Genomic DNA, 11596 nt, shown 5'->3' on the forward strand with positions numbered 1-11596 from the left:
TAAAAACTCAATAGAAATGAAAAGGGTGGAATAAAATATTTTCTATCTCAGCAAATCCCGCCAACAATATATAAAAAAGTAATTAATTAAATTATCAACACGGTAAGCGTCAAGTACATAAGAAAAACCGAATGTTCATCCCTTTCAATTATAGCTTTATAACAAAAAGTAATGAGCACCTATTTGTTCAATATAATAATAACCGATATTGCTCTGTAAATATTTACTTGTGCTTATTGTTAACTGCATTATAATTCAACTGTGTTTTTATACAGTTATTATTATAATCTGTTATTCCGCACCTGAATTTTTATTACTATTGGCTATGAAATGGCTATGAAATCGTGATCTGGCTAGCGAAACATCCAGATATTTCAAAAAATTGTTGACCGGGATCCTCAATTTTGATCTATTACTTTCTTTTCAAAGAGATAAATCATGACTTACCCATACACGAAATCACTTGAACACCATGGATTAGTTGCTGGATTTTGTAAGGAAATCAAGCTTGCCAATATCATCGATCAAGCACTTGGCACAAGTGAACAGCGGAAAATAAGTTTCGGTAACTTATTCATTGCTATGATAATCAATGGGTTGGGATTTACCGGCAGAACACTGCATATGTATCGCGAGTATTTTTCTGATAAACCATTAGACCGTCTGATTGCCCCTGAAGTAAAAGCTGAATACATCAATGATGATGCGTTAGGTCGTTGCCTTGATGCACTATACGAACATGGTGTTTCATCACTATACCAAGATATAGGTGAAGCTGTTATTAAACACTTAGGGCTACCATGCAACTCTGTTCATCTCGACTCAACAAGCTTTCACTACGATGGTATGGAAAAGTTATCCGATGATGAAGATGATCTTAACCCTATTCAAATTACCAAAGGCTATTCACGTGATCATCGTCCTGAACTTAATCAGGTCGTACTCAACCTGATTTGTGAGAACCAATCCGGGATCCCAGTTTATATGAAGCCAGCCAGTGGCAACATTAATGATATGGAAGGATTCAAGGAGATAGTCAAATCCCATATAAAAAGTCTAAAAGCCGCGCAGTCCTGCCGTTATTTAGTGGCAGATGCAGCCTTATATGTGCAAGATACCATTACTGAGTTGGATGAACTAAATCAGTTATTTATCACGCGTGTCCCACATAAATTGAGGGAAGCTAAAGTCCTTATTAATCAGGCTTCTGAACTTGATTTTAAAAATATGGGGAATGGTTACTCAGGAGCTTGGCACCAATCGACTTACAGCGATATAAAGCAGAGGTGGCTATTGATCCGCACTGAACAAGCGAGAAAGCGTGAAACACATAGTTTAACAAAACGCATGCTGAAGAAAGCAGATGCGGAGCGTAAGACCTTTAAAAAACTCTCACAACAAAGGTTTGCCTGTCAACATGATGCAGAGCAAGCCGTTGAGTTGTGGAGAAAGAAACAAGTTTACTGTGATGTTATTGATGAAACCGTTGAGATCCCTATCTATGGCAAGAAAGGACAACCTAAAAAAGGGCAAGCTCCCGAGCGAGTTGAATACAAAATAACAGGGAATTTATTTACTCCTCTTGATAGAAGGGATAATGCACTTAAACAATTAGGTTTCTTTATTATTGCAACAAATGATCTTGATGAAAGCCTGACAATGGATAAGGTGCTTAAAACTTATAAAGAGCAGCAATCAGTTGAAAAAGGGTTCCGTTTTTTAAAAAGTCCGGATTTCTTAACAAGCTCAATTTTCATCAAAAAGCCAGAGCGAATAGAAGCGCTGTTAATGGTAATGACTTCCTGTTTGATGGTATACGCTTCCTTAGAGCATCTGATCCGCAAAAAGCTAAAGGAAAAAGACCTTTACTTCCCGGATCAAAAGAAAAAGCCTTCCCAGAATCCAACCGCTCGCTGGGTATTTCAATGCTTCCAAGGAGTTACGATAATCTACCTGGAAAGCCAGTCGCCTATGGTAGTAAATTGGCAAGAACGGCAACAAGTTATTGTTGATTGCCTGGGGGATAGATACAGGCAAATTTATTCTTAAAACCGGTGCGGAATATCAGTTATAATGAAATTTATTCCTATAACAGCAAGTGCAGGGATTACTGGATTTGAAAGTCCTGCTAGTGATTATCTTCAGTTACTATTCTGGTCAAGCACAACTGGACACCTGACTTTGTAAATTTTCATAATTAATCGGAGTTAAATCTCCGAGTGTTGTATGGAGTCGCTCATGGTTGTAATAGCGGATATATTCTTCTACATCAGCCTTCATTGATTCTCGTGTTAAATGCACAATATTCAATAACCACTCATTCTTTAAACTACCAAAAAATCGTTCTACAACTGCATTATCTAAACAAGCACCAACGCTGCTCATTGATGCTGTAATACCATGTTTACTAAGTAACCGACTAAACCTACCACTCGTATATTGAGAGCCTCGATCACTATGAAACAGCAACCCTGAACTCGGTTGTCTAATATTAATAGCCATTTGTAACGCACGCTCAACCAAATCAACCGTCATTCGCGGTGAGATAGCCCAGCCAACAATACGTCGAGAATATAAATCCATGACAATAGCTAAGTACATCCAGCCTTGGTTAGTTCTTAAATATGTTACATCACCAGCCCAAACCAAGTTTGCCTGGGTTGGGTTAAACTGCTGATTTAAAACATTATCCGCAACACTATCGCTATGCTTACGCTTTGTTGTCACTTTATAAGCCTGCCGCTGCTTCACAATAAGCTTTAACTTCCGCATAATGCTACGTGTTCGATACCGGCCCACATTAAAGCCTTCAGCTCTTAACTTTTTGCACAGCTGACGAGACCCTAAGCTACCACGACTGCGTTTAAACAGCTTCCGTGCAGTACGGTATAGGTTCAGCTCTTCTTCACTAATTATTTTAGCTGGCCGTTCAAGCCAATCATAAAATGCACTACGACTGACTTTCAGCGTATTACAAAGCAACTTTATGGGGTATTTAGAACGGCATGCCCGAATATATCGAAACTTTATTTCATTTCTTTTGCGAAGAAGGCACTGGCCTTTTTTAATATTTCTTTCTCCATACGCAGCTGTTTAACTTCTTTACGCAGGGCTAATAGCTCTGCTCGTTCATCAGAATCTACTGTTGAATTTATATGCTCTTCTGCTTTTTGTTTCCAACTATAAAGTAGGCTAGTTGTGATACCTAAAGCGGATGCAGCTTCTTGAACGGTATAACCCTGCTCACTGATTAACGATAATGCTTCGGTTCTAAATTCACTGGTATAAGTTCTGTATTGACGTTTTGTATTCATGATCACCTCGATAGTGGATAGTATTATCCAGAATTAAAGTGTCCGGTTCAATTAGACCAGAATACACTTCAATGGAGTACTCTGAATAGAGTTTACAAATGGACAATAAAAAAATATTTATCAGCTATAGCTGGGACTCTGAGAGTCATAAAGAGTGGGCATTAAAATTATCTAATCAATTAGAAGAGTACTTTGAATTACATATTACCTTTGATCAGTATGATTTAGACTCATTTGAAGATAAAAATCACTTCATGGAAAAAGGGGTCTTTGAAAACGATATTATAATCATGTTAGTGACTTCACAGTACGTAAACAAAGCGAATGAGCGACTTGGAGGCGTAGGGATAGAAACAAAAATGTCTTCAGCTCGTCACTGGGAAGAATCTCTATCTCAAGGGAAAAGTAATATAATCCCTGTGTTATGTGAGGGGACAGAGTTACCGAATTATCTAAAGGATAAATTTATATTGATTTCCGTGAGGAGTCTAAATATGAGGTTTCATTTATAGATTTAATAAATCATATAAATGGTACTTCTAAAACTATTAGACCTACAAAAAAACGTTCTATTACCCAAAAACCAATACATAAAGACTTTACAAAAATAGATGACTTTTTAAAAATCAATCATAAGAAAAGAAGTTTAGTTTTTGATAGAAATGAAACGACTGATTTTTCAGGTAGTAATCGAATTAAATTCGAATTATGGGAAACTAAGTCTCCAGCGATAAACCACTATTTGTTCCTTTTTGATAATATCGTTTTAAAACCTACTATCCAAAAACTATGTAAGGTTATTAAGGATAATAAAACAAGTATTACTCGTTTAATTATATTGAGATCTAGAAAGGGTGAAAAGGGTTATATAGGTAAGCTTTTAACTGAAAATGGCTGTAAATTTGCAATAGATGAAATTACATTTTCAGATTATATTTGGGATTATTGCATAGAGGATGATGCTAAAGTCCCATCAAGAATTTATAAGCAAAAATTCTTTATCGACCAACCCTTACTTACTATAGGTGATGAATCTATTTCCAAAGGGCCTGCTTTTGATTTCTTAAAAGCAGAACTTAACAAAGATGTTCAAGCTTCCGCCAAAGTGATTATTGCTCCAGGGGGAACGGGAAAGACAACTCTATGTCAATATATTGCAAGCGAGTATCAAAATCCAGAAAGTGCCATTTCAGTATTTATCCAATCTGAAGAATTACGTGAAAGTGCTCATGTAGATGGGATTGATAAAAGTAAAATTGAATCAGTATATGATTTGTATGAGCTATATTCGCAAGTTATTTCAGCTCAAGGAGATACTCAATTAACATATGATAAGGCTACTTTTGAAGTAGCTTTGATAACTGGTAGGTTAGTACTTGTTATTGATGGTATGGATGAAATTATATCTCTGTTTCCTGAGACTCTTAATCTTGATTCTTTCTTGAAATCAATTGAAGATCTAAATCGTCAGTTAGCTTCTTGCAAAATTGTAATTACCTCACGAAATGATGTATTCGATCTAGAATTAATGGAAAAATTCGAGCATTTAGATAAGTACCAATTGTTAGGTTTTGATGAATCTGCGTGCGAAAGCTATTTAACTCGTAGATTTAGAAGATTAGCGCAACCAGACGCTTTGAAACAGAAGGTTCTTTCAAATATCAGGCCTTTACTCATATCAGATGAAAAACAAAGAATTTTACCATTTGTTGTGGATTTACTCTCTTCGTTAGCAGAGGACTCTTCGGATGATGAAGTGAATATAGATTTATCATTTGATGGTAAGGAATATGAAAGTAATGAGGACATAACGGATTATTTAGTATATTCCGTTCTAAGAAGAGAATGGCAAAGACAAAAAATTGAAATTCCAGTTGAAGATGTACTGGAAATCTTCCTAGAAATATCATCAACACACAAAGATCATTTTTTAAAATCTGACTTTGAAGATGTTGTAAATATTTTGGGTGGTGATAATAGTGGTGAACTTTTCACTAAAATGCTACGTAACCCGTTACTAGTTATCGATGGGGATTTATGTCGTTTCAAGTACGATTTTATAGCCGACTACTTTAAATCTTTATACATTATTAACTCAATAAATGCTAAGTCATTGAATGACGACTTAATCAAACTTTTGGCAAAAAATGCTTATGGTGAAAATGAGGTTATGTCAGGCACTGCTAAGTACTATTCAAATAAGCAAGATAAATTATTAGATAGTGCGCGAAGTATTATTTCTAACCTGAAGTCTGAAATATCTCCACCAGATGTAATGTCAAATAATGATAGCCATTTTAGAGCCATTGCTTTTCTAGTTAAACTCTGTTCTATCAGTAGTAAATGTAATAACTCAAAAGAACAGTTTACAAGCTTACTAAAAAATATTTTTGAAAGTAATTCTGTTATTAAAAATTTGGCTATTTACGGAGACAATACGCCTATTGATTTAGTTGGAATCAACATTGTCGATTCTAGATTTGTTGGGTATAAAAACTTTTCTAAATCAAAATTTGAATCTACGAAAATTAATAATTGTTTTTTTGAGTCATGCTATAACGACAATCCTTCAAAAAGCTTTACTAAAGGGGAATTTAAATCCTGTCGTCTTGGTGATTTAGAGCTTGTAATTGCGGGAGCAGAAGAAAAATCAGAGAAAGATCGTGCTCTAATTGAAAATGAAGTGAGAAATTTCTTAAATAGCTTTTTTCATCGGGGGACTTTTACAGATAAAAAGCTTGATTACATAAAGATGTCCACTCGAATTAAATCTATTAATCGAACTTTTTTCCAGCGGCTTGTTAAAGAAGATATTATTCAAGTTAAAGTTGAAAAATCAAGTGAGACTTACTATGTCATAGCTCCTCATTATGAGGATAGCGTATATGGATTTTTATCGAATAATAAAATTGATAGACGAATAGAAAAAGTGATTGAGTTTGTAGAACAGTGAGATAACAAGAGACTATGGCGTCAATAGTTAATTTATAACTTTTGGCGCTTCCCATAAAACACCATCTCTTAGCATTGAATTTAAGATAATAATCATCTTTCTAATGCAGGCAATCATGGCGACTTTTTTAGGTTTTCCTGCTGCTAATAAACGTTGATATGTCGCTTTAAAAACAGGATTAGATTGCATGGCTGACATCATAGCCATGTATAAAACGGTTCTGACTTGTGGTCGTCCACCTTGTATCTTTCGGTAACCTTTAAATCGTCCACTTTCTTTATTTATCGGAGCAACACCAATTAAAGCACTGGCTTGTTTACTGTTGATATAACCCAATTCAGGCAAGTTGCTTATATCAACCAATTGCTGGTAAAAATGTTGTTAACTTTACAAAAGCGATCCAAGTAATATTTTATGCCTGAGATTGATGGTTATCATCATAAAAAGCTAACAATCACATACAAAAAATTCAAATATAATTGAAAGAGCTTGGTATCAAAAACCATTACGGTGATTGTTTTGAAAATGAATTACATGAATTCTTGGTGGCACTTGATATGCAGTTTAATGAGTTGACTGAAACGTTAACTGATTTTGATTCTGAAATGAATAATGATGCTATTCATTTAATATCTGCATTATATTCTGAAGCGAGAAGTATTGCTGCAAGTAGAAGCGAAAAAGAATTAGTAATCAGCAGTGAAATAACTGTTCAACTATATAATTACATTAACCTTGCTTTACAACGAAACTTACAAACGAGTTTACCCAAAAAGTCAGCATGTATGTCGGTCAATGATATTCGCGAAAACTGAGAACAAAGTTGGCAACGTCATATAGCTAAACGACAAACTAGTTTATCAGAAGTTGCTTCATATTTTTTAGGGGGACTCAGATCAAAGTTAACAAAGCAGAGGATTTGAAATCTATTTCCCTAAAACTAACTTACGTAACTTTCCCTTAATAAGGGAAATACCTTAATTTAACTCCAGATTTCAACACAGAGCGCCTAGTAATCGAAAAAATATCTCTTGAAGTCAATAACAGCAAGGGATTCAAGCTGTTTTTGATAAAAATGAATGATCTGAACATGCTAATAGTAATCAATTTATGGGTTTATTTAGCATACTAAATTTCGAAAGCCCGAAATAAATGATCTTGTCTTATATTGCAGAACAGATTTTAACGCCTTAACAAAGAACTTATCCAAAATAATTTAAGCGTCAAAAACATATTATATAACAGTCTATTATGAATTTTATGTTAAATTTAATTATAGATCAGATCTGAATCCAAATTTCAATTATCATTCAATAGGTTTTCAATGGAAACATAGAGTTAAGATGTTATGGAAAATATGGTCCAAATGTAAATGTGAATGTAAGTCTTTCTCGCTGTAAAATATAAGGAATTGAATGAACAGGTATATAGATAGCTTTTTGGACGAATTTGAAGAACCACAGAATTCAAGGAAACCTGACATAAGATATATTAATACTTATGTAAATAAACTCCCAAAAGTCTTATTAAAGCTATGGGAGGAATTTGGGTTTTGTAGTTTTTTAGATGGTTTATTCTCAGTCGTTGATCCTGAGGAATACAAAGTTATATTAGAGAAGTGGTTTACTCTAGCTTCAATTGATATAAAAAATAATAAGTTCCACGTTATAGCTAAAAGTGGATATGGAGATTTATTTGTTTGGGATGAAGTGAAAGGGCGTAGTTATGAAATAAACGCAATGAATGGCTGGATCATTAAAAGTAATTTAGATCCACAAATAGAGCTTGAAAAACAAATTGGGTTATTCTTTGCGACCAAATCACCTTATAGTCTTGATATTGAAGATGATGATACGAATGATGAAATGTTTGAATCTGCAGTTAATAAGCTTGGCCCATTAGAAAGTGATGAAATATTTGGCTTTATTCCAACACTTGTTGCAGGTGGCGATACTAATGTTAACAATCTTCAAAAAGTTAATATTCAAATATATTTAGATCTTATTTTACAGTTTGACAAACCTAAGGTTATTACGATAGATGATTTAGCAAAAATGGCTTATTAATCAAAATAATAAAGTCTGAAAAGTCTGGCGAAGGTCTGGGACATCTGGCGGGAAGTCTGGGGTGTTATTGCGAGGGCGTTCAAGTATGTCGGTCAATGATATTCGCGAAAGCTGTGAACCAAGTTGGTAACTTCATATAGCTAATAGCTAAACGACAAACTAGTTTATCAGAAGTTGCTTCATATTTTTTAGGGCGACTCAGATCAAAGTTAAAAAGCAGAGGATTTGAAATCTATTTCCCTAAAACTAACTTACGTAGCTTTCCCTTAATAAGGGAAATACCTTAATTTAACTCCAGATTTCAACACAGAGCACCAACAAATCGGTCAAATAGCTAATTGATGTCAATAACTACAAGGGGTTCAGGCAATTTTTAATATAAATGAATGAGCCAACATGCTGAATATATTCAATTTATTAGTTTAATTAGACTACAAAAAAGCTAAATATCCAGATAAAAGATCTTGTCTTATATTGCAGAACTGGTTTTAGCGTCTTAACAACTAGCTTATAAAAACTTATTATACAACAGTATGTTATGCATTTTATGTTAAATTGAATTATGTTCAATAGTATTGAATTATAGATAAGATCAGATCTGAATCCAAATTTCAATTAACATAACATAAACTCTATTTAACATAATATACATTATGCGCAGTTGTGTGTTTGTAAATAGAAGTTAATTCCCTTGTGTGGTAAAAATCATTCAATATGAGATTTTCGTCAATTGTGAGATTATCTATCGGATTCTTATTCACAGCTCTCTTAATTAGAAAAGTTATTAGTTTTTTTTCAAATTAATCTCTGTAATTTAATTAGTCTTCTTAGATTTAACTTTTCCGGCTCTACGTAAATTAAGCTTGTTACGGCTGTTATTACGCTCTGATTTTAATAGCTAACTTGTAGGTTTGTGTACTATAGCTGTCATGTAAAATCTGAACACCTTTAATTTAAATTATCTTTAAACTGTTTACTGGTTTATATCATCCAGTCGTTAATTATATTTATCTGTTCATCACCGAGTTAAATATAATCAAACAACAATCTTTAAAATTTCATTTAGCTATCTATTAATTACTTATAATTTTTGTCTGTAATTACAATCGTAATAAAGTAATTCTTAAATTATGTATCGGGGATTTGAAATTCTCATTAATCCTATTATTTACTGTATCAATTTTTAGCTGGCGAATGTCTGAACTTAACCAGACATAAATACATATCAGTGCGGATATTTAATCAATTTGGCTAATATCAGATAAATTTACTGAATTAGATTGTTACTTAACTATTTAAATTTAATAAGTCAGGATTTCATAGAAGCTGTATTTGAGCATTGATTACAAACAGTTGTTTTGTACGTTCCAAAAAATGAGCCTTTTTAACGTGTCAGATCAAAATTATAACAAGCGCCCTTTTATTTATGTGTTTATTTAGCTGTACTTACACACAGTGTTTTTTAAATACCTGTAAAAACATCTCTTTATTCACTGATAGATAAAAATCTAAAACAAGTACCCTTTTATTTCTAACGAATTTTGACACTAAACAGTTGATTTGAGTTATTTAGAGATGAGTTTAGATAAACTTAATCGATAAACATAGCTATTAAGTTAATAATTTAATTATTCATTTTCAATGAACCGTGACGTGGTTTAATTGATTCGACTAACCCAGTTAAGACATAATTGATTTAACTGGAGATTGAAATGAAAACACGTAAAACCTATTCAAAAGAATTCAAACTTGATGCCATTGCACTGGTAAGAGAACAAAATTACAGTATTGCCGAAGCTGCTAGAAATTTAGAGGTTACTCCTCAGATCCTAGGTCGTTGGATAAAAGAAGCTGAAAATGACGATGGCCATGCATTCAGAGGAAACGGGAAGTTAACACCCGAGCAGGAAGAAATCCGCAAGCTAAAAGCACAAGTAAAACGCTTGGAAATGGAGCGTGAAATATTAAAAAAAGCGACGGTCTTCTTTGTCAAAGAAACGAAGTGAAATACGCGTTTATTGCCCAAAATAAGAAGATCTGGCCAGTGATATTGATGTGTCACGTGTTGGGTGTAAAAAACAATAATTACTACAGCTATCAGAAGCGGAAGTCTCAGAAACCAGTAAATACAGAACACCAAGAGATGTTGCAGTGGGTTAAGAATATTGCCGAGTTTAGCGATAATACTTATGGGGAAAGACGTATTCAAAAAGCATTAAATGCGCTTAATTTCCCTGTTGGACGTAGGAAAACTGCACAACTGATGAAAGAAGCAAACGTTTGGGTACGATATAAGAAGAAGTATAAAGCAACAACCAATAGCAACCACAAGAAGCCTGTATATGACAATGAACTCGAACAGGATTTCAATGTTCAACACCCTAATCAAGCGTGGGTTCAAGACATTACGTACGTACATATGGACTTCTGAAGGATGGCTGTATTTAGCCGTCGTAATTGATCTGTATTCTCGTAAAGTTGTTGGCTGGAGCATGGGTAGCAGAATGAAAGCACAACTTGTTTGTGATGCGCTAACAATGGCTATATGGCAACGAAAACCTAAAGCTGGATTGATAATACACTCAGATCAAGGCGTTCAATATGCGAGCCATCAATATAGGCGGATACAGAGGTTACATAAGTTTATAGGCAGTATGAGCAAAAAAGGATGTTGCTGGGATAATGCAGTAGCAGAAAGTTTTTTCGGTAGCTTAAAGCAAGAGAGAGTCCATTGGCGCAATTACCGAACACGCTATGCAGCTCAGCAAGATGTATTGAATTACATCACGATGTGGTACAACAGCCAGCGGATGCATTCATACCTTAATTATCAAAGTCCCAATGAATTTGAGCGTATGGATAAACCATTAAAAGAAGTAGCTTAAAGAACTTAACTAGGGTGACCGAATTAAGTTGACCAGGTCACCGTGCTGAAGGCTCGTCGTTATTGGCTTTAATAAATTATTGTCTTATTTTTGAACGCTCTCTCGTTAAACCTACAAATGAAACAAGAGATTATCTAAAAGCAGAGAACTTGAGAAGCAGTAATCTATTTATTGAAACACATATTTATAATTCTGATAAATATCTAATGCAAAAACTAATACTTTATTACTTTGGTAAAAATGAAGGAAAGTTACACATTAGCTTGACCGGCACTAACTAATGGCTAACCCGTTCTTCGCTTTAATAGCATAAAAGGTCGCAGATCACCATTATTAGGTAGAGGATAATCTTGAACTAAACCTCTGTCCTTGAAAACC

The 11596-nt window shown here is 34.1% G+C and carries 6 protein-coding genes and 3 pseudogenes; 7 read left to right on the forward strand and 2 right to left on the reverse strand.

What is annotated here, in order from left to right; all coding sequences use genetic code 11:
• Positions 1 to 438 precede the first annotated feature (438 nt).
• The gene (locus ACR30L_RS10190) at positions 439 to 2049 is read left to right on the forward strand and encodes an IS1634 family transposase (protein ID WP_435234151.1); all 1611 of its coding nucleotides are present in this window, start codon (positions 439 to 441) and stop codon (positions 2047 to 2049) included.
• Positions 2050 to 2073: 24 nt separating this feature from the next.
• Positions 2074 to 2148: pseudogene (locus ACR30L_RS10195) on the forward strand (S24 family peptidase); the annotation flags it as partial.
• A 9-nt stretch (positions 2149 to 2157) separates the two neighbouring features.
• On the opposite strand, the gene ACR30L_RS10200 reads toward ACR30L_RS10195, so the two are convergent.
• Positions 2158 to 3314 (reverse strand): IS3 family transposase gene (locus tag ACR30L_RS10200; RefSeq protein ID WP_435234152.1). Its coding sequence is split into 2 segments (ribosomal slippage): positions 2158 to 3068 and positions 3068 to 3314, totalling 1158 coding nucleotides; the frame shifts between segments, so codons are not numbered across the junction.
• 98 nt (positions 3315 to 3412) lie between these two features.
• Here ACR30L_RS10200 and ACR30L_RS10205 point away from each other — a divergent pair.
• Positions 3413 to 3826, forward strand: coding sequence for a toll/interleukin-1 receptor domain-containing protein (locus tag ACR30L_RS10205; protein ID WP_435234153.1), 414 nt, complete (start codon positions 3413 to 3415; stop codon positions 3824 to 3826).
• A gap of 230 nt (positions 3827 to 4056) precedes the next feature.
• The gene (locus ACR30L_RS10210; RefSeq protein WP_435234154.1) at positions 4057 to 6267 is read left to right on the forward strand and encodes an NACHT domain-containing protein; all 2211 of its coding nucleotides are present in this window, start codon (positions 4057 to 4059) and stop codon (positions 6265 to 6267) included.
• A gap of 27 nt (positions 6268 to 6294) precedes the next feature.
• On the opposite strand, the pseudogene ACR30L_RS10215 reads toward ACR30L_RS10210, so the two are convergent.
• Positions 6295 to 6621 (reverse strand): annotated as a pseudogene (locus ACR30L_RS10215) (transposase); the annotation flags it as partial.
• Positions 6622 to 6746: 125 nt separating this feature from the next.
• Between ACR30L_RS10215 and ACR30L_RS10220 the strand changes: the two are divergent.
• From ACR30L_RS10220 to ACR30L_RS10230, 3 genes and pseudogenes are all read left to right on the forward strand, one after another.
• Positions 6747 to 7082, forward strand: coding sequence for a hypothetical protein (locus ACR30L_RS10220; RefSeq protein ID WP_435234155.1), 336 nt, complete (start codon positions 6747 to 6749; stop codon positions 7080 to 7082).
• A gap of 600 nt (positions 7083 to 7682) precedes the next feature.
• A complete protein-coding gene (locus tag ACR30L_RS10225) occupies positions 7683 to 8333 on the forward strand; it encodes a GAD-like domain-containing protein (RefSeq protein ID WP_435234156.1) in 651 nt (216 codons plus the stop codon).
• A gap of 1712 nt (positions 8334 to 10045) precedes the next feature.
• Positions 10046 to 11218, forward strand: a pseudogene (locus tag ACR30L_RS10230) (IS3 family transposase).
• Positions 11219 to 11596 lie beyond the last annotated feature (378 nt).

It is taken from the genome of Psychromonas saccharinae (assembly GCF_051201515.1).
Lineage (GTDB): Bacteria > Pseudomonadota > Gammaproteobacteria > Enterobacterales > Psychromonadaceae > Psychromonas.